This is a genomic window from Brevibacillus sp. NRS-1366 (assembly GCF_050467985.1).
On the sequence record NZ_JBITPN010000040.1, the window covers coordinates 1 to 18,193 of the forward strand.

17 protein-coding genes, 1 pseudogene and 1 riboswitch are annotated in these 18,193 nt (G+C 47.7%); of the genes and pseudogenes, 13 read left to right on the forward strand and 5 right to left on the reverse strand.

Annotation, left to right across the window (positions count from 1 at the left end):
- The first annotated feature begins 147 nt into the window (after positions 1-147).
- Both ACIFQN_RS25830 and ACIFQN_RS25835 read left to right on the forward strand, forming a co-directional pair.
- Positions 148-459 carry a rhodanese-like domain-containing protein gene (locus tag ACIFQN_RS25830; protein ID WP_429835908.1) on the forward strand — a complete coding sequence of 104 codons (312 nt, stop codon included), beginning with the start codon at positions 148-150 and terminating at the stop codon, positions 457-459.
- Between the two features lie 77 nt (positions 460-536).
- Positions 537-1,163 carry an SCO family protein gene (locus ACIFQN_RS25835; RefSeq protein WP_429835909.1) on the forward strand — a complete coding sequence of 209 codons (627 nt, stop codon included), beginning with the start codon at positions 537-539 and terminating at the stop codon, positions 1,161-1,163.
- Here ACIFQN_RS25835 and ACIFQN_RS25840 read toward each other — a convergent pair.
- The gene (locus ACIFQN_RS25840) at positions 1,160-1,450 is read right to left on the reverse strand and encodes a YqzG/YhdC family protein (protein ID WP_429835975.1); all 291 of its coding nucleotides are present in this window, start codon (positions 1,448-1,450) and stop codon (positions 1,160-1,162) included. The two genes, ACIFQN_RS25835 and ACIFQN_RS25840, sit on opposite strands and share 4 nt — an antisense overlap.
- Before the next feature lie 288 nt (positions 1,451-1,738).
- On the opposite strand from ACIFQN_RS25840, the gene rnjA reads away from it, so the two are divergent.
- From rnjA to ACIFQN_RS25860, 4 genes and pseudogenes are all read left to right on the forward strand, one after another.
- The gene (gene rnjA / locus ACIFQN_RS25845) at positions 1,739-3,412 is read left to right on the forward strand and encodes a ribonuclease J1 (protein WP_429835910.1); all 1,674 of its coding nucleotides are present in this window, start codon (positions 1,739-1,741) and stop codon (positions 3,410-3,412) included.
- 88 nt (positions 3,413-3,500) lie between these two features.
- Positions 3,501-3,929: a BrxA/BrxB family bacilliredoxin gene (locus tag ACIFQN_RS25850; RefSeq protein WP_429835911.1), complete on the forward strand. Its 429-nt coding sequence runs from the start codon at positions 3,501-3,503 to the stop codon at positions 3,927-3,929.
- Between the two features lie 72 nt (positions 3,930-4,001).
- Positions 4,002-4,874: an aldo/keto reductase gene (locus tag ACIFQN_RS25855; RefSeq protein ID WP_429835912.1), complete on the forward strand. Its 873-nt coding sequence runs from the start codon at positions 4,002-4,004 to the stop codon at positions 4,872-4,874.
- Between the two features lie 93 nt (positions 4,875-4,967).
- Positions 4,968-5,662: pseudogene (locus ACIFQN_RS25860) on the forward strand (SDR family oxidoreductase).
- A 479-nt stretch (positions 5,663-6,141) separates the two neighbouring features.
- Here ACIFQN_RS25860 and ACIFQN_RS25865 read toward each other — a convergent pair.
- Entirely contained in the window at positions 6,142-7,380 is a 1,239-nt protein-coding gene (locus tag ACIFQN_RS25865; protein ID WP_429835913.1) for an MFS transporter, read from the reverse strand.
- 195 nt (positions 7,381-7,575) lie between these two features.
- On the opposite strand from ACIFQN_RS25865, the gene ACIFQN_RS25870 reads away from it, so the two are divergent.
- The 5 genes from ACIFQN_RS25870 (at position 7,576) to ACIFQN_RS25890 (ending at position 13,492) form a co-directional block, all read left to right on the forward strand.
- The gene (locus tag ACIFQN_RS25870) at positions 7,576-8,571 is read left to right on the forward strand and encodes an LCP family protein (RefSeq protein WP_429835914.1); all 996 of its coding nucleotides are present in this window, start codon (positions 7,576-7,578) and stop codon (positions 8,569-8,571) included.
- 174 nt (positions 8,572-8,745) lie between these two features.
- A riboswitch (SAM riboswitch) is annotated at positions 8,746-8,862 on the forward strand.
- Between the two features lie 231 nt (positions 8,863-9,093).
- On the forward strand, positions 9,094-10,107 hold the full coding sequence (locus tag ACIFQN_RS25875) for a methionine ABC transporter ATP-binding protein (RefSeq protein ID WP_429835915.1): 1,014 nt from the start codon (positions 9,094-9,096) through the stop codon (positions 10,105-10,107).
- Positions 10,108-10,776 carry a methionine ABC transporter permease gene (locus ACIFQN_RS25880; protein ID WP_429835916.1) on the forward strand — a complete coding sequence of 223 codons (669 nt, stop codon included), beginning with the start codon at positions 10,108-10,110 and terminating at the stop codon, positions 10,774-10,776.
- Positions 10,777-10,830: 54 nt separating this feature from the next.
- A complete protein-coding gene (locus tag ACIFQN_RS25885) occupies positions 10,831-11,667 on the forward strand; it encodes a MetQ/NlpA family ABC transporter substrate-binding protein (RefSeq protein ID WP_429835917.1) in 837 nt (278 codons plus the stop codon).
- Positions 11,668-11,854: 187 nt separating this feature from the next.
- Positions 11,855-13,492 carry a peptide ABC transporter substrate-binding protein gene (locus ACIFQN_RS25890; protein ID WP_429835918.1) on the forward strand — a complete coding sequence of 546 codons (1,638 nt, stop codon included), beginning with the start codon at positions 11,855-11,857 and terminating at the stop codon, positions 13,490-13,492.
- Positions 13,493-13,618: 126 nt separating this feature from the next.
- Here the strand turns inward: ACIFQN_RS25890 and ACIFQN_RS25895 are convergent, their stop codons facing one another.
- The gene (locus ACIFQN_RS25895; protein ID WP_429835919.1) at positions 13,619-14,068 is read right to left on the reverse strand and encodes an SRPBCC family protein; all 450 of its coding nucleotides are present in this window, start codon (positions 14,066-14,068) and stop codon (positions 13,619-13,621) included.
- A gap of 116 nt (positions 14,069-14,184) precedes the next feature.
- Between ACIFQN_RS25895 and ACIFQN_RS25900 the strand changes: the two genes are divergently transcribed.
- Entirely contained in the window at positions 14,185-14,985 is an 801-nt protein-coding gene (locus tag ACIFQN_RS25900) for an AraC family transcriptional regulator (protein ID WP_429835920.1), read from the forward strand.
- 50 nt (positions 14,986-15,035) lie between these two features.
- Here the strand turns inward: ACIFQN_RS25900 and ACIFQN_RS25905 are convergent, their stop codons facing one another.
- On the reverse strand, positions 15,036-15,281 hold the full coding sequence (locus tag ACIFQN_RS25905) for a hypothetical protein (RefSeq protein WP_429835921.1): 246 nt from the start codon (positions 15,279-15,281) through the stop codon (positions 15,036-15,038).
- Positions 15,251-16,288, reverse strand: a complete 1,038-nt coding sequence (locus tag ACIFQN_RS25910; protein ID WP_429835922.1) for a nucleotide-binding protein — start codon at positions 16,286-16,288, stop codon at positions 15,251-15,253. Before ACIFQN_RS25910 ends, ACIFQN_RS25905 begins: the two co-directional genes overlap by 31 nt.
- 265 nt (positions 16,289-16,553) lie before the next feature.
- Between ACIFQN_RS25910 and ACIFQN_RS25915 the strand changes: the two genes are divergently transcribed.
- Entirely contained in the window at positions 16,554-18,179 is a 1,626-nt protein-coding gene (locus ACIFQN_RS25915; protein WP_429835923.1) for a peptide ABC transporter substrate-binding protein, read from the forward strand.
- The last annotated feature ends 14 nt before the right edge of the window (positions 18,180-18,193 follow it).

The window sequence follows — 18,193 nt, forward strand, 5'->3', positions numbered from 1 at the left end:
GTAGGTGGAGGGTAGTTCACTTGTCACAATTTTGTCTCTGTAAGTTCATTTTCAAGCTGTCCACCCCGTTAGAAATGACGAGGTCCGTATGATATGATGGGAGATGATAACGACTGTTGTAATGTACATATAGGAGGATAAATGACGATGAGCAATAGCATAAAAGAAATTACCCCTCAAGAGCTGCTTGCAAAGCTTGCGGCAAACGAGAACGTACAAGTCATTGATGTACGAGAAGTAGACGAATGGAACGCAGGCCACATTAAACAGGCAAAGCTGATTCCACTTGGTTTTTTGCCGCATCGCCTGGATGAGCTGGATAAAGACATTCCGATTGTCATGGTATGCCGCAGCGGTGCGCGCAGCAATATGGCGACAGAGTATTTGAGTGAGCAAGGTTATGACGTTGCGAACATGGTTGGCGGAATGCTCGCATGGCCAGGAGAAAAAGAACTGTAAGAGGATGAGTTCCTTTTCACTCGCTCGGTAGGATGTATAGAGAAAAATGCTTGGATAAGCAGGGGAGGAAGTAAATCGTGAGTGAAGGAGCACAACAACAGCAGGGGTCAGCGCTGCAAAAGCACTGGTTTACTGTGTTGGCAGGGATTATTGTTTTGGCGATTGTCGGGGTCTTTGGCTACAATTACCTATCAAAAGAACAGATTCCCGTTATGAAACCGATCCAGGACTTTACTTTGGACAATAGTAACGGATCATCGTTTACGTTTTCAGAAGGCAAGGGTAAGGTGCGCTTGGTGGAGTTTATGTTTACCAATTGCCCGGATATTTGTCCGGCTACTACCTACAACATGTCCAAACTGCAGGATCAGTTGAAGGAAAAGAGTTTGTTTGGAAATAAGGTAGAATTCGTTTCAATCACATTTGATCCGGATTTTGATACGTCCGAGGTCTTGCAACAATACGCGGACAAATTCAAGGCGGATCAGAGTGGTTGGAAGTTCCTGCGTGGAGATGCACAGGCAGTAGAAAAAGTGACCAAAGACTTTGGTATCGCAGTCCTGAAGCAACCAGACGGAACCATTGCCCACACCGCTCGCATGTTCCTCGTCGATGGAGACGGAAACATGCGTCGCGCGTACGGCATGGCAGCCGATATGGACATGGAGCAAATGATGAAAGAGATGGTAGATCTAGCAGACTAGACGCGGGTCTCCTCGAACGAGATGCGCACCACTTTTTCCGTTCGGCTTTCAAATTCAATATGAACGAGTAGCGCCCGCCTGCGATTGCCCTCCTGGAGCAAAAGCTTGAACGTCTCCTCTGACGTGGTGGGCGTTTTCTGTATGCGCCCCACGTGCAGGTAATCCACGATCTGTTCATGGGGATATTTTTGTTTCGTTTCTTGCATGGCAATCCGTCCCCATTTTGCATAAGGGGGCTGGGCATCTGTGGGAGTGGCGAATGTTATGGTCAGGAGAATGGCAACCATGACAGACAAGCTAGAGTGAATCCGCGGGAAATTGGCGAAAATCAGTATAAGGCACCTCCCTTTTTCAGCGGGTATCGTGTTGGTGTAAAGATAGGGTGCCCGCCAATCAACTTGCTTTTCGCACTTACAATTAGGTACAATTTTCCAATCAACGAGAACCGTAAAAACTTTGTTTGCAAGAAGCGATTACGCAATAACTGCAGATTGTAAGACTGGATGAAACGAACGCCTCGCGTTGTGTTACAATAAGAATGGCATGCTTGGTTCGGGTTCCCAAAATCATGCACGATGAAGTTAGGAGGAAAGAGATTGAGCGACGTTAAGATTTTCGCGATGGGCGGCCTCGGCGAGATCGGAAAAAATATGTACTGCGTCGAGTATGAAGATGAAATCATCATGATTGATTGCGGGGTCAAATTCCCTGAGAATGAAATGTTCGGCATTGATTTGGTTATCCCCGATGTTTCGTATTTGGTGGACAACCAGCATAAAATCAAAGCACTTTTGTTGACGCACGGACATGAGGATCATATTGGGGCGATTCCTTATATTTTGCGCCAAATCAAAGTGCCAATCTACGGTGGTCGCCTGACCCTGGGCTTGGTCAAGGCGAAGCTGGAAGAGCACAAGATGCAAAATGATGTAAAGCTGATTCCGATTTCGGAAGACACGGAAATTCCCTTCAACCGGTTGAAGGCGACTTTCTTCCGCACTAACCACAGTATTCCTGATTCCTTTGGCGTTGTTCTGCATACGCCAGAGGGGATGGTCATTCATACGGGTGACTTCAAATTCGATATGACACCAGTGGGACAAACAACGGAGTACGGGAAAATTGCAAAACTCGGTGCAAGTGGAGATGTGTTGGCACTGCTCTCTGACAGTACCAACAGCGAACGTTACGGTTATACCATGTCGGAACGAACAGTAGGCGAAGGGATCCTCGATGTTGTCCGCAAAGCGCGAGGCCGCATTATTCTCGCTACTTTTGCCTCCAATGTGCACCGTCTGCAGCAAGTAGTTGACGCTGCCGAGCAGTGCAACCGGAAAGTAGCGGTTATCGGTCGCAGTATGGAAAAGGTATTTTTAATTGGACAAGAATTGGGCTACATCCAGATGCCGGAGGGCATGCTGATCGACATCAAGCACATCGACAACTACACGGACAACCAAGTGCTGATCATTTGCACGGGAAGCCAGGGGGAACCAATGGCTGCTCTGACGAGGATCGCATCCGGTTCGCACCGCACGGTTTCGATCTATCCGGAAGACACCGTGATCATCTCCGCTTCCCCGATCCCTGGCAACACGATTAATGTGAGCCGGACAATTGACAAGCTGTATCGTGCAGGAGCCAATGTCGTACTGAGCCATGTATTTGACATTCATGCCTCCGGCCACGGAAGCAGTGAAGAACTGAAGCTGATGCTCAACTTTATTCGTCCGAAGTACTTCATTCCGATCCATGGGGAATACCGGATGCTGAAGACTCACTCCAAGCTTGCTCAGCAGGTAGGGATTGAAGAGAGCAACATCTTTATCATGGACAACGGCGATGTACTCAACTGCAACCGTGAAAAAGCGTGGCTCGGCAAAGTCCAAGCGGGAATTGTCTTGATTGATGGCAGTGGTGTAGGCGACGTCGGAAATATTGTTTTGCGCGACCGCAAGCACTTGGCCGAAGATGGCCTGATGGTGGTGGTAGTCAGCCTGGATATGAAAAACTTCAAGATCCTGACGGGTCCAGACATCGTCAGCCGCGGATTTGTCTATGTGCGCGGATCTGAATCCCTCATCCAGGAAGCGACCATGCTCGTTCGTCAACGCCTGCAGGAAGCGCTGGAGAAGAAAATCAAAGAGTGGTCCGAGTTGAAATCGCAAATCAACGAAGTCATCAAGCCGTTTATTTACGAGAAAACAGGCCGTAATCCAATGATCCTTACCATTTTGATGGAAGTGTAGGATATTGCTACTTCCTCATTCTCCAATGGACATAAACGGGGTATAATATAGGTATTGGAAATGCGTTAGACAAAGGAGAGGTTGCCCAATGATGTCTTATGAAGCATATATGAGTCAAGTGATCCAACCGATGCGTGATGAGTTGACGCGCAACGGTTTCCAAGAACTTCGCACAGCAGAAGAAGTAGAGCAAACACTGCCTAACCAAGAAGGCTTGGCACTGGTTGTCGTAAACTCCGTTTGTGGTTGCGCGGCAGGTCTTGCTCGTCCGGCTGTTGTTCATTCGTTGAACCACTCTACAAAGCCTGACCACATTTTCACTGTATTTGCTGGACAAGACAAAGAAGCTACTGCAAAAGCTCGTGAGTACTTCGAAGGCTATGCACCGTCTTCCCCTTCTTTTGCTATCATGAAAGACGGCAAGATCATGACCATGATTGAGCGTCATCAGATCGAAAATAACGATCTGCAAACGATCTCCAATCTGCTGACCAGCGCATACGAACAGTACAAATAAGAGAATGGAATCTACACCAGGACGCTCGGAAACGGGCGTCTTATTTGTAGAATGAAAGGGGAACAAATCAGGATGCAGACCCGTCCGTTTGGTCGAGACCCGCATCAGGTCTCACTGCTAGGGTTCGGTGCCCAGCGCATTGTGGATGAGCATGACTGCACGGAGGACGAGGCGATAGCCATCATTCGCCGCGCGTTGGAGGCAGGCGTCAACTATTTTGATACCGCACCTAGCTACAGTGATGGTCAGTCGGAGACACGTGTAGGTCTTGGACTTGCGGGCTTGCGTGACAAGGTGTGGATTGCTACCAAGACAGGTGGCCGGACGCGCGATCTGGCACTCAGAGATTTGGAAGGCAGCTTGAAGCGTCTCCAGACCGACTATGTCAATGAATGGCGAATGCACAACATCATGCAGCCGCACGATTTGGAAGCCATTTTTGCCAAGGGAGGCGCACTGGAAGCCTTGCTCGAAGCAAAGGAGCAAGGACTCATTCGTAAAATCAGCATTAGCGCACATACCGATCCGCGTCTTTTGGCAGAGGCCATTCGCCGGTACCCGTTTGACAGTGCATTGGTAGCTCTCTCTGCGCTTGACCACTTTATTTACAGCTTCGCTCACGATTTTGTTCCCCAAGCGGTAGAAAAGGGGGTCGCCGTGATCGGTATGAAGGTAATGGGGCTAGGAAAATTGGCGCCTTGGACAGAAGAAGCCTTGCGCTATACGTGGAGCCTGCCTGTGGCGACCTCCATTCTGGGTGTCAGTAAAATGGAGGAGCTGGAGGCTGATCTGGCTGCCGCAAATACGTTTGTCCCGATGACCGACATCGAACGCGTCGAGCTTTTTCGTGAGATCATGCCACTGGTTCGACCCGATGTCCTGCGTTGGAAAGCGCGTGAATGGATGGCTGGTGAGTGGTATCAGCTCCCTGAGCTGCCATTTTAAAGCAACAGGGCGAATCATAGAGAGTGGGTAGTGAAGTCCTCCTTTCCCTTATTGTGGAAAGAGGGCTTTTTTTAATAAATTGGGGGGATGAGTATGAACAGGCTTGTTGTCATTACAGGTGTGACGAGGGGATTGGGCAGGGCAATGGTAGATCGCTTTCATGAAGCGGGATGGACGGTGGCAGGCTGCGGACGTTCTGAGGAAGAAGTACTGCGGCTATGCAGCCAGTTCGGAGATAAGCATGACTTCAAGTAGTCGACGTAGCAGATATGCGGCAGGTAGAAAAATGGGCAAAGCACGTCTATGCAGAGGTCGGTGTTCCAGATCTGCTTATTAATAATGCTTCTATCGTGAATCAAAATCGTGCTGTCATTGACCTGGCACCGAGTGAGTTTGCGATGGTTATGAACGTGAATGTGAACGGAGTTTTCCATGTCATTCGAGCTTTTTTACCGTATATGGTTGAACGTGCGCGCGGGGGAATTATGGTGAATATTAGCTCTTATTGGGGCAGATATGGAGAGGCGATGCTCGCACCCTACTGCGCTTCCAAATTTGCGATTGAAGGCTTGACCCAGTCGCTCGCTGCGGAATTGCCCCAGGGAATGGCAGCGGTCGCCCTCGATCCGGGCGGCAGTATTGATACTTCCATGCTTCGGTCATGTTCGCCAGATGAAGTAGCTGCTGCACCGAATCCAGAAGCGTGGAGCCATGTTGCTGTTCCGTACATATTGGGGCTAGGTTTAGAAGCGAACGGGAAGTCGCTCACATGCCCGCCTGTGATATGAATGGGAAGGGAAGAGGGAGCTGTCGAGGAAATCTCGGCAGCTTTTTCTAATTGAATCAGAAAGCCTAAACTTCTCCGTATCTGCGTCCTGGTTCAGCAAGAATAACCTTCCGCTAAAACGCGGTCCTCCTCTTTGAAGATGCCTCGATAGGGGTTTTCTTATAATTTCATGAATATCTTCGAAAATAGAGCAACGCTGGTAAGAGAAAAAAGCAGAAATAAGCGCAAGATCTTTGGGACGCCGACCGAAGCGCAATGGAAAAAACGAAACACGTTTTTAAGCGTCCACCCCTGAGCTACTTCTGGGGTCGTCTACTTTGGACGCGGTTTCGTTTTTGGAATGGAGCTGCCCAGGGTGACCCACAGCGGGAGGCCCAAGAATCTGGAGCGTTTTCTGCTTTTTTCTCTCCTCCCCAAAAGCAACTTTCCGAGAGGTTTTACACTTTTTCATTTTTTGTTCTGCCCCGTTTTTTCCCGATATCAAAACGTCCCTGCGTGCTGCTGCCCCTTTTTTTCACGCTGGAAAAAGGAATGGAGCATACACAAGATTACGGCAGCAAAGGAGACGATTGTCGCCAGCACCAGAGTGGGCTCCACACCTCCCTGATCGTACATGAAGCCCATCGCGAGTGGCCCGAGTAAACGACCTACTGTAGTAATAGCGCCTACTACGCCCAAATAAAACGGTGCAGACTCCCCGGTTCTCTCCGTGATAAAGGTAGGAATAGTGGGAGAGATCAGCATTTCTCCAAACGTCGTAATGATCATCCCGATGACAAAAGCGGAATAGCTGCCGTGGTACAACAGGATGAAACCGAATCCTAACGCGTAGAGAACCGCACTGGCGACGAGCTGGGCAGACAGATTTTGCCGCAGAATGCGTTTTAACCAGGTCGTAATGGGCTGACCAGCAAAAATAATGATCCCGTTGATCGTCCACAGCCAGCTATAAGAGGAAAGCGGCATGCCTTGCTCAGTAATGTAAGGGGCGACGCCTGTATTCCAAACCGTATTGGCAAAAAAGATAAAAGCACCGCCCAAGGCCATGAAAAAATACAGTTGATATCGGAGCAAAAGCGCGAATGTATTCGTACCCTGCCCGCGTTTTTGCGCCTCTGCCGATGTTTCCCCAACAAGTTCTCGATGAGAGATATTCTTCATAAAAAGGAAGAAGAACAATGCGAAAAGAAGTGTACTCCCACTATTGAACAAAAAGGTAAGCTGGAAGGAAAAAGTGGCAATCACACCTGCCAAAGAGGTACCGATGGCCATCCCTAAATTATTGCCAACATAAACAATGTTAAACAATTCACGCCGCTGCTCCCTCCAGCGAAAACCAATAAATGCCTGAATAGCCGGAAAAGAAAGGTTGAAAGTGAAACCAAGACCCGTCATCAGTGCCAAATAGACAGGCCAACTAGAAACGAGGGGAATGGACAACTGAATGAGTCCCTGAATGAGCAAGGCACCAACGATGAGTCGCTTGGCACCGAGCCGATGAAAAAGTGATCCACCGACGAATTGTCCCACGATCCCAGCCAGTGATTGGACCATCAGCACAAATCCGGCTTCGGTCATGGAGCGTTGCAAAACAGTATGTACATAAAGGGTAGTAAGGGGCCACATAAATGCGCTGCCGGAAGAGTTGATGAAGCTGGCAACCAGGAAAAATAGCGCTTCCCGTGGATAACGATTCAGCAGGGAGGCTGGGGAAATCACAATAACTCACCCCTTAAAATAAGTTTGCAAATAGTATAACGAATATTAAAAACATTGTAAATGTATAAGTTTAATAAGTGCCGCTACCCAAATAAAGGCTGCTCCACTTTGTCCAGTTTCGAGTATACTAAACAATGTGGAGAGATGGATGGAGTTCACATCAGATACAAAAGACAATAAGGTGGAGTAGTTTTTATGCGAATATGGAAACGAGTGTTGCTCCTGATGTTAGTTGTGATTGCATCAACAGCAGGATACTACGGATATTCCTTTTATCAATTTGCACAAAACATTCAAGGGCCCAATATCTTTACGCCAGCTTTGCCGGATGGTGGGGCAGCGACAAAAGCGGCTGAAATTCCTCAGTGGGATGGCAAAGAACGGGTCAATATCCTGTTGATGGGGGTAGACCGCCGGGGAATGAAAAATAACGGACTCCCTCGTTCGGACTCTATGATGGTGGTCAGTATTGATCCGGTAACAAAGCGCTATGATCTATTCTCTATTTTGCGGGATACCTATGTGGACATTCCGGGAAATGGCAGTTCACGAATCAATTCAGCGATTGTAGACGGAGGACCTGAGCTGGCGATGAAAACCGTTAGTCAGTTTACAGGTTTGCCTGTTGATCGCTATGTCATTACAGATTTTGAAGGCTTCAAGGCATTGATTGATGCAGTAGGCGGTGTGGAGCTGGATGTGGAGAAAAACATGTACTACCACGATCCAACAGACAAGGGCGTCTACGATATTAATCTCAAAAAAGGGTTGCAGCAGTTAGACGGGAACAAGGCTTTGCAGTACGTTCGTTTTCGTCACGACGCTACTTCAGATTATACGCGCACAGAGCGGCAGCGTAAATTGATGGCTGCTGTAGCGAGTCAGATGAAGAGCGGTACAACTCTGATTCAATTGCCGAACATTCTAAAAGAAATTACACCATATGTACAAACCAACATCGGCTCGATGGATATGCTGAAGCTATCTGCTCTCGGACTGAATTTGAATACACAAGCACCAGGTAACTACCAACTGCCGCCGATGGGCATGTTCCATGAATCCCACAAGGCAGGATCGGTTCTGATCCCAGATGTAGATCAAGTACAATCCTTTATTCAAGAAAAGCTCCAGCCTGCTACTGCAGAGGCCATGCAGCCAATCGAAGAAACGTCTAACAGCACGCCAAATTGAGCGTGCTGTTTTTTTTAGAGTGCCAAACAACCTCCAATCGCTTGATGTCGACCCCTGATGGATTAGAAAAAAGTTTTTACCTACTATTACTATTGACTTACTATTTTCAAAAGCGATATAATCCGACTTGTATCACGAAAATATGTAAACCGAACATAATATACGTGGATATCTTTCTTATCAAGAGAGGCGGAGGGACAGGCCCTATGAAGCCCGGCAACCGGTCTATTTTCGAATAGACGAGAGCGGTGCCAATTCCTACAAGATTGATTGGATCTTGATAGATGAGAAGGGTGGATGCGAACGTATACATGCGTTGCAGCCCCTTTTTCGTTTGATGAAAAAGGGGTCCGTTGTTTTAGTGGATCGTGTTTTTTTAACGCATAGGAAAGTTTAAGTACTTCACAGTGTGAAAGCATCCTTGCTTAAACTTCCCGGAGCGCATAAAAACCTTCCACTAAAACGCGGTCGCTCCTCGTGAGCAGGCATCGATAGTGGTTTTTTTATAGGAGGTGGAATTGTTTGATTCAACTGCGCAATTTGCATAAAAGCTACTTAGTAAACGGTGAAAAAATTCCAGCGTTGCTCGGAATAGACCTCTCTATAGATAAGGGAGAAATATATGGGATTATTGGACATTCCGGTGCAGGAAAAAGTACATTAATCCGTTGCATGAACCTGTTGGAACGACCAACCTCGGGGGAAGTCATCGTTGATGGCGTGGATCTGACCAAACTGGATGACCGCAAACTGCAGGAGCAGCGTCGTCATGTCGGGATGATTTTTCAACACTTCAATCTGCTGTCCTCTGCGACTGTTGGAGAGAATGTTGCGTTTCCTCTCAAGCTGGCGAAACGACCAAAGGCCGAGATCAAACAAAAAGTAGATGATTTGCTGAAGCTGGTAGGGCTGGAAGCTCATCGCGACAAATATCCGGCACAGCTTTCAGGGGGGCAAAAGCAGCGCGTAGGGATTGCCCGCGCCTTGGCGAACGCCCCCAAAGTATTGCTATGCGACGAAGCGACATCCGCGCTTGACCCGCAGACGACCAATTCCATTTTGGCTCTGCTGCTCGACATCAACCGCAAGCTGGGATTGACCATCGTCCTGATTACGCATGAGATGCAGGTCATCCGCTCGATTTGTGACCGCGTAGGGGTAATTGACGGTGGACTGATCGTCGAGGAAGGGAAAGTACTCGAAGTATTCCTCAAACCGAAGCATCCGACTACACAGGAATTTGTGGAGCAGGTGGCAGATTCCAATGAGCTGCGAGAAGCGGTTGCCCATGAGAAAGCCTCAGGCAATCGTACTATTGCTCGCGTCACCTTTTTGGGAGAACAGACGTATAAGCCGATTTTGTTCCAGACGATGCAAGAAACAGGTACCGTATTCAGCATCCTGCAAGGGACGATTTCCCGCATGAAAGATACGCCGTATGGTCAGCTGGTCGTCGAGCTCGAAGGCGATGCCGAGCAGAACAAACAGACGATCGAGAAGCTGCGACAAAGCGGCCTTGAAGTGGAGGTGATATAGATGGAATGGTTGCAAATGAAAAATGTCGACTGGTCTGAGATCGGCATTGGAACCGTAGACACCCTCTCCATGCTTGGCTTTTCTACTTTGTTTACAGTCCTGATTGGTCTGCCGCTGGGTGTGATCCTCTTTCTCACTTCCAGGGGGCAGCTCCTTGCGAACCGCGGTTTTTATATGGTGGCATCTTTTATCGTAAACGTCCTGCGTTCGGTTCCCTTTATCATTTTGATGATTTTATTGATCCCTGTTACCAAAGCAATCGTGGGTACATCACTTGGTGTACTTGGTTCCATCCCGCCGTTGGTCATCGGGGCTGCACCTTTCTTTGCCCGCTTGGTAGAAACGTCTCTGCGTGAAGTAGATCGCGGGGTAACCGAGGCAGCGCAGTCGATGGGTGCGTCCAATTGGCAAATCGTGTGGAACGTGCTTCTGCCGGAGTCTCGTTCTGGTCTGATTGCAGGCATTACCATTACGACGGTAGCGCTCGTGTCCTACACGGCGATGTCAGGCGTAATTGGCGGCGGTGGTTTGGGTGACCTGGCTATTCGCTATGGATACCAGCGTTTCCAGACGGATGTCATGATTGTAACGGTTATTATTTTGCTTGTGTTGGTGCAGATCTTGCAATCGCTGGGAGACCGCCTGGTTCTCAAATACAGCCGCAAGTAAGGTCTTTCCATATATCGTTTTAAACTGGTTTACAAAAAAAGGGGGAAATCTACTGTGAAGAAACTAGTCGTATCTGTACTTACTACTGTATTGGCATTTTCTTTGGCTGCTTGCGGAGGCAAAACAGAAACCGCTCCAGCTACAGACGGCAACGCGCAAGGCGGACAACAAGAAGTGACGCTGAAAATCGGTGCTTCTGCTGTACCGCACGCAGAAATCCTGAAATTCGTTCAGCCTAAGCTGAAAGAACAAGGTGTAAACTTGGAAATCAAAGAATTTACCGATTACGTGCAACCGAATATCCAAGTAAACGAAAAACAACTTGATGGAAACTATTTCCAGCATAAACCTTACCTAGAAGATTTCAATAAAGCTCAAAATATGGATCTGGTGCCAGTGGTAGCGGTGCACGTTGAACCATTTGGCGCTTACTCCAAAAAAATCAAAAGTGCTGACGAGTTAGTTGATGGTGCAACGATTGCTCTGCCAAACGATGACACCAACAACGGCCGTGCACTGGCTCTCCTCGAGAAAAACGGCGTAATCAAGCTGAAAGATGGCGTAGGGATCAGCGGCTCTGTGAAAGATATCGTGGAAAACAAGAAAAACCTGAAATTCAAAGAAGTAGAAGCTGCGATGCTGCCGCGCGTTCTGGACGAAGTAGACTTGGCGCTGATCAACACCAACTATGCACTGGAAGCTAAATTGGTACCTACTAAAGACGCTCTGTTCATCGAAGACAAAGAGTCCCCGTATGCGAACTTCCTGGTAGCGCGTCCTGACAACAAAGATTCCGAAGCGATGCAAAAACTGGCGAAGGAATTGAACTCTCCAGAAGTGAAAAAATTCATTGAAGACACTTACAAAGGCGCGATTATGCCAGCGTTTTAATGTAAAAACAATTGATAGATCAAATAAACCCAATCTGCCGCCTTGGCTGGTTGGGTTTATTTTCCTTTATAATAGAATAAATATTCATAAAATTAAATTAAATCTTAGCAAACCCCATTCTCAAGTCCATTTTTGTCGAGTATATTGTGGTGGCGATAGAAAATATTTGATAAGGGGGAACATTTGAATGAGACAGAAAATTTCTATCATTACCGCGATGATTATTATTTCAGGAAGTATCCTGGCAGCTTGTTCAGGAGGGGGACAGACTACGGCACCGAGCTCAGTTGATTCGGGAGCCAAGGTGGTAGAATCCAAGAAGCCCCAAGTATTCCGGGCAAATCTGACGAGTGAGCCGTCTACAGCTGATCCGGGATTAGCCAAGGATGCGACTTCTGGAACCGTCGTCCGCGCTGCATTTGACGGCCTGACCCGTCTCGACAAGGATTCGAAACCAATGAATTCGGTCGCATCAGATGTAAAGGTGTCGGAAGATAATCGCATTTATACCTTCACACTGAGAGATTCAAAATGGAGCAACGGGGACCCAGTAACCGCCCAAGACTTTGAATTTGCCTGGAAGCGTGTACTCGACCCGGCGCTCGCAGCAGAGTACGCTTATCAATTGTATTACATCAAGAATGCAGAGAATGTCCACAAAGGAAAGGCCAAGGCAGATGAGCTCGGAGTAAAAGCGCTGGACGACAAGACACTCGAGGTCACGCTAGAGAATCCTACGCCCTTCTTTCTGGAGCTGACGGCTTTTTACACGTATTATCCCGTGTCCAAAAAAGCGGTGGAAGCTAATCCAAAATGGGCATTTGAAGCGGCCACGCATGTAGGGAATGGCCCCTTCAAAATGACAGAATGGAAGCACAAGAGCAAAATTGTTCTGGAAAAGAACGAAAATTACTGGGATAAAGATGCGGTCAAACTGGATCGAATTGAATTCGCCATGATCGAGGACGATAGTACGGCTTTGTCCATGTTTGAAAATGATGAGCTGGATTGGGCAGGTCAGCCGCTCGGCGGATTGCCAGTGGATGCGATTCCGGCGATAAAGGAATCAGGGAAGCTGGTCATTCATCCAAAAGCAACCATGTATTGGTACAAAATTAACACGACCAAAGGGCCGCTCGCTAATGCCAAAATTCGCAAAGCACTGGCTTATGCCGTCAATCGTCAAATCATCGTAGACAACATTACGCAGGTAGGACAGGTACCTACGATGGGAATGCTTCCGCAGTCCATGATTGTGAAACCGGAAGGCTACTTCAAGGATAACGATGTCGATACAGCTAAACAGTTACTGGCAGAAGGGATGGCTGAGCTGGGGCTGACGAAGCTGCCTCCAATTACTCTGTCCTACAATACGGCAGATCGACACACGAAAATTGCAGAAGCCTTGCAGGATCAGTGGAAAAAAGGGTTGGGGATTGATGTGAAGCTTGCAAACAAAGAATTCAAAGTTCATTTGCAGGACCTGCACGAGTTGAAATATGAGATTGGTCGTCTCGGCTGGAATGCAGATTTTAATGACCCGATCAATTATTTGGAGATGTTCCGTGACGCGAATACGGGGACGAATGACACCGGCTGGGAAGATGCGCGGTACCAGGAACTCCTGAAGCAATCGGCATTAGAGGGGAATCCGGAGAAACGCAAAGAGCTGTTTGCCCAGGCTGAACAGATTTTCATGGATGCAATGCCTGTCATTCCGCTATTTACGGATGTAGATGTATGGGTGCAAAGCGACAAAGTAAAAGATGTACAGGTAGATGGACTCGGATTTATTGATTTGAAGTGGGCGAGCAAAACGGAGTAGACAAGAAAATGGGCTTGTAAATAAAAAAGCGGGGAGAGGATGTGATCCGGCAGCCATGTTTGGAGGCTGACCGGATACGCTCCTTGTTCCCGCTTTTTGCTTGAGTCATTATTGCCTAACAGGGAATCAAAATCCAAAATCCAGTGTTTTACCCGTTTCCGCATAGGTTTTGAGATTGGAGAGAATCATCGGCCAGTGTTTGCTCGCATTAGCGTGAGAAGGATGATCAGCTTGCCATTGGTCGTTGATGAGCACTAGCTTCGTGCATTTGCCGACGGGCTCTAGGGTAATGGTGACACGCGTCTTTAGGTCAGCATGGTTTTCATAATAGGACGGACCAGGATGCTCGAGGTAGCTGATGACTCGATTTGGTTCAAACTCCAGCAGCTTACCGTATACATGTACCGTTTGGTCGCCGTCGTTTCCAGGGCCCACATAAGCCAGCTCGTCACCTACTTGAAAAGTAGAGCGAATGGTACAGCCGAAAAAAATATTCGAGACACCCTCATCTGAGACTAAAGCATGCCAGACATCCTCCGGCTTGGCTGCGATATAGAAATCGTAACGAAGATCCATGATTGTGCCTCCCGTTTTTGTTAGATTTGGAATTGAAAACGTTTCTTTCAACAACTACTCTAAGTATAAACAGAAAATGGATGGTCGTATTGTAAAAACACGACAGGGGGCCAGGCATGGAAAAAATAGCAGTCAAGTTTCCAAAGGGCGTTCTGCATGCGTTGATCGGAGAAAAAAAGTTCTCCCTCCTAAGATTTCAACCTTCTGCGGAAAACAGATATTTTGTACAGCATTACTGGATCGTCAGATGGGATTTGCGTGGTGAACCGCCTTATTCGCAGACGGTACTGGCACATCCCAATATCAATCTCGTATTTGAAAAAGGGGCAACCGGCATCTTTGGAGTGGCGAAAACGACTTCTTCCCACGTGTTGCAAGAACAAGGCAGGGTCGTTGGCGTTAAATTCAAGCCCGGCGGCTTTTATCCGTTCCTGCAGGCACCAGTTTCCTCGCTAACGGGTGGCTCGATCAGTCTGGAGGACGTATTTGGCGTCGAGACGGCACCGCTCGAAAACGAGATATTAAATCAGCCCGATGATACGAAAATGGTGAGTCATGTGGAGGCATTTCTATCTGCACACTTGCCAGAGCGCGACCCGAATACAGCGCTGGTCAGCGGGATCGTAAAGATGATCCAAGAAAACCGATCGATTCTAAAGGTAGAGGATGCTGTTCGCATATCCGGTATGAATATGCGGACGATGCAGAGATTGTTTGAGCGTTATGTAGGGGTAAGCCCAAAATCAGTCATTCAGCGCTACCGTCTCCATGAAGCGGCAGAACGAATCGATCAGGGAACAGTGAGAGATTGGCTGGATCTATCCATTGGACTCGGCTATTACGATCACTCCCATTTTATCCGTGATTTTCGCTCTATTGTAGGCGTGTCTCCCGAAGAGTACCGCCAAAGCAAGTAAAACAGAAAAGAGCTGTCCCCGATCAGATGACGGATGGACAGCTCTTTTTTTTATCCAATATACCTCGGCCTTTTAAAACCGGCTTCTTTTGTAGCAATCACGATAATCCCTTCTTCGGAATCAAGCACGGAAGGACCATCGTGATAAATAAAGCCCTGGAGGGAAGGGATATGACCATGCACCTTTCTCGCACGTTGTGCCAAGAGGGAGCGCCAGACTTGCCTGGCTACATGTCTGGAAACAGGCCTTACGTGGCCGGATACGGTCATGTGGGCATGCGGTTTTCGAGATGGCATGGCATTGTTCCCCTTTCTAATATGGTTTCAAAGTAATAGAAAAGATCTTCATTGGTGCGGATCAGCTGTTCTGCTATATCATTTAGCTCCATCGGGACATCTTTTGCTAACAAATGGATCGTGAAAACAAATATTTTGGCGACAGTAAAACTGAGGATCAGCTCTTTTTCATTCCCATACTTTTTCCCCGTGTACGAAATGACTTTCTTGTTGGTCAAGAAGGAGTCGACTACATAGCTTCGAGGATGGGTATTACTTACATTGTATTCCAAAAAATACGTTTTTGCATGGTCTTTTATTGCCCCCGAGCAACCAATTTGTTTCAAGGCCCTACCGTCTTCTGTTAATTGAAAGAGAGTCGTCCCTTTTACACGAAAATCAGCCAACGGGTAAAATTCGTTGTGGAGAGCGCCGAGGACGGCATGGATGCGAGGTATCATCTGATCACTCGATTCTATCGTCGAGAGGAGGAACCTGGCATGAGACTCCAAACTCCGAACATATCCTTGCAACTCTTTTTCGGACAAGCCTTGTTGCAGCAGTCCGTGCTTCTGGAGCTGGCGGCGAATATGATGACAGGCAGTACCGATTTTGGCCGGAAAAAGCGATGGATCTGTCGTGTGCTCGTAGGTAATGGGAGCAATCCCGAGAAGGTCTGTGGGAAGATGCAATCCATGGACATGACGGGGTGTCATGAAGAATACGCGCTCGATTCCCAGTTTACCTGTGAAAAGGCCAAATTCAAACAGCACATTGTCACGGACTGTTTTGACTTCCTGTGCTCTGTATCTGGTAAGGTCGTCCGGCGTAAAAACAAAAACAGCAAAGTCCACCTGCCTGGTCATAGCGATCAAATCGTGCAATGTGACACTGCTGGGGTCGAATACACCCTGCGGCCAGACGATGCAATCGGCCTCATGCTCGAGTGCGGCTTGAATTTCGTAGGCGACGGGGAGACCTTCTACTGATGATCCGATGAAAATCTCCGGCCTATGTTTATTGTGCACGCTGCCACTCCCCTTCTGGCAACCATTACTTACCAATTCCATTACTTGTAAGTGTAGAGGAATTCTCCAGATTTGCATAGTTTTTCTTGCTGGAGGAATACTTCATCTGATGAAGGTTTAAAATTTATTTCCTTTAACATAATTTGATATTCGAATAAAACATAATTAAACTTACTTAAATTGTCTTTAATATTACTAAAAATGCAGTATATTGTTGGAGTAGCTTTCAATGGAGTTTTACCGATATATAAGGGGGTCAACACCAATGAAAAAAAGCGTATTTGCAGCTATGAGTTCTATCCTTGTGTTGAGTGCTGCGCTGGCTGGCTGTGGCGGCGGCGAGAAAGCAGGAGGGCAAGGAAGTTCTACTGGCAGTGAACAAACTAACGGTCCAAAAGTTTTGCGCATGAACATGAAGAGTGAACCACCAACAGCTGACCCTGGTTTGGCTGAGGATTCCACTTCCGGCGCTCTTTTGCGTGCGACATTTGACGGTTTGACTCGTATTGGTGAAGACGGCAAACCGCATGAGTCCGTTGCCGAAAAAATCGACGTATCCGAAGATGGCTTGACATACACGTTCCACCTGCGCGACAGCAAATGGAGCAACGGCGATGCCGTAACTGCTAAAGATTTTGAATTCGCCTGGAAGCGAGCGCTCGATCCGAAGCTCGGCTCCACTTATGCATACCAACTGTACTATCTGAAAAACGCTGAGGAGTACAACACCGGAAAAGCGAAAGCAGAAGATGTTGGCGTTAAAGCCACAGATGACAAAACACTTGTAGTGACTTTGAAAAACCCAACTCCTTTCTTCCTGGAGCTGACTGCGTTCTACACCTACTTCCCGGTTAACCAAAAAGTAGTCGAGTCCGATCCGAAATGGGCCGGAGAAGCGAAAACACACGTAGGTAACGGTCCGTTCAAGATTGATACTTGGGGGCACAAGAGCAAGCTTGTTCTCGCAAAAAACGAGAACTACTGGGATAAAGATGTTGTTAAACTGGACAAGATCGACTTCTCCATGGTAGAGGATGAGAATACCGAGCTGTCCATGTTTGACAATGGCGATCTGGACTGGGCAGGTGCCCCTACGAGTGCACTCCCGACAGATGCAATTCCAGCATTGAAAGATTCCGGCAAACTGCAAACACGTGCAATTGCGGGAACTTACATGTACAAATTCAATACGGAGAAACCGCCTTTCAACAATGTGAAAATCCGTAAAGCGTTCGCTTATGCGATTGACCGCAAGTCCATCATCGATAACGTGACGCAAACCAACCAAGAACCAGCAATGGGTCTCGTACCGCCGACAATGGCTGTTGCAACCAGCCCATACTTCAAAGATAACGATGCAGAAGCAGCGAAGAAATTGCTGGAAGAAGGTATGAAGGAAGAAGGCATCACCAAAATGCCAACCGTAACTCTTTCCTTTAACACTTCCGAGGGTCACAAGAAAATCGCTGAAGCGATCCAGGACCAATGGAAAAAGGTTTTGGGCGTAGATGTGAAGCTGGAGAACAAAGAGTGGAAAGTATTCTTGGATGACATGCACCAAGGCAAATTCCAAATCGCGCGTTCCAGCTGGACTGGCGACTACAACGATCCATACACATTCCTGGATCTGTTCAAGCTCAAAAAAGGCAGCAACAACGACACCAACTGGGAAAATCCGAAGTACCAGGAGCTGCTGAACAAATCCGCTGTTGAAAAGGATCCAGAAAAACGCAAACAGATTCTGGCCGAGGCAGAGGCATTGCTCATGGACGAAATGCCAGCTGCACCAATCTATTACTACACTCATTCCTATGTGAAGGACGACAAAGTAAAAGGTGTTGTTCTCGACGGTCTGGGCTTTGTAGACTGGAAATGGGCGGACATTCAATAATCAACTACGAGAGA

Excerpts from the sequence above, each read along its gene's own strand:
- ACIFQN_RS25830 (WP_429835908.1), top strand. The coding sequence starts at position 148 with ATGAGCAATAGCATAAAAGAAATTACCCCTCAAGAGCTGCTTGCAAAG.
- ACIFQN_RS25840 (WP_429835975.1), bottom strand. The coding sequence starts at position 1,450 with ATGGTTGCCATTCTCCTGACCATAACATTCGCCACTCCCACAGATGCC.
- rnjA (WP_429835910.1), top strand. The coding sequence starts at position 1,739 with ATGAAGTTAGGAGGAAAGAGATTGAGCGACGTTAAGATTTTCGCGATG.
- ACIFQN_RS25850 (WP_429835911.1), top strand. The coding sequence starts at position 3,501 with ATGATGTCTTATGAAGCATATATGAGTCAAGTGATCCAACCGATGCGT.
- ACIFQN_RS25855 (WP_429835912.1), top strand. The coding sequence starts at position 4,002 with ATGCAGACCCGTCCGTTTGGTCGAGACCCGCATCAGGTCTCACTGCTA.
- ACIFQN_RS25870 (WP_429835914.1), top strand. The coding sequence starts at position 7,576 with ATGCGAATATGGAAACGAGTGTTGCTCCTGATGTTAGTTGTGATTGCA.
- ACIFQN_RS25880 (WP_429835916.1), top strand. The coding sequence starts at position 10,108 with ATGGAATGGTTGCAAATGAAAAATGTCGACTGGTCTGAGATCGGCATT.
- ACIFQN_RS25890 (WP_429835918.1), top strand. The coding sequence starts at position 11,855 with ATGAGACAGAAAATTTCTATCATTACCGCGATGATTATTATTTCAGGA.
- ACIFQN_RS25895 (WP_429835919.1), bottom strand. The coding sequence starts at position 14,068 with ATGGATCTTCGTTACGATTTCTATATCGCAGCCAAGCCGGAGGATGTC.
- ACIFQN_RS25900 (WP_429835920.1), top strand. The coding sequence starts at position 14,185 with ATGGAAAAAATAGCAGTCAAGTTTCCAAAGGGCGTTCTGCATGCGTTG.
- ACIFQN_RS25905 (WP_429835921.1), bottom strand. The coding sequence starts at position 15,281 with ATGCCATCTCGAAAACCGCATGCCCACATGACCGTATCCGGCCACGTA.
- ACIFQN_RS25915 (WP_429835923.1), top strand. The coding sequence starts at position 16,554 with ATGAAAAAAAGCGTATTTGCAGCTATGAGTTCTATCCTTGTGTTGAGT.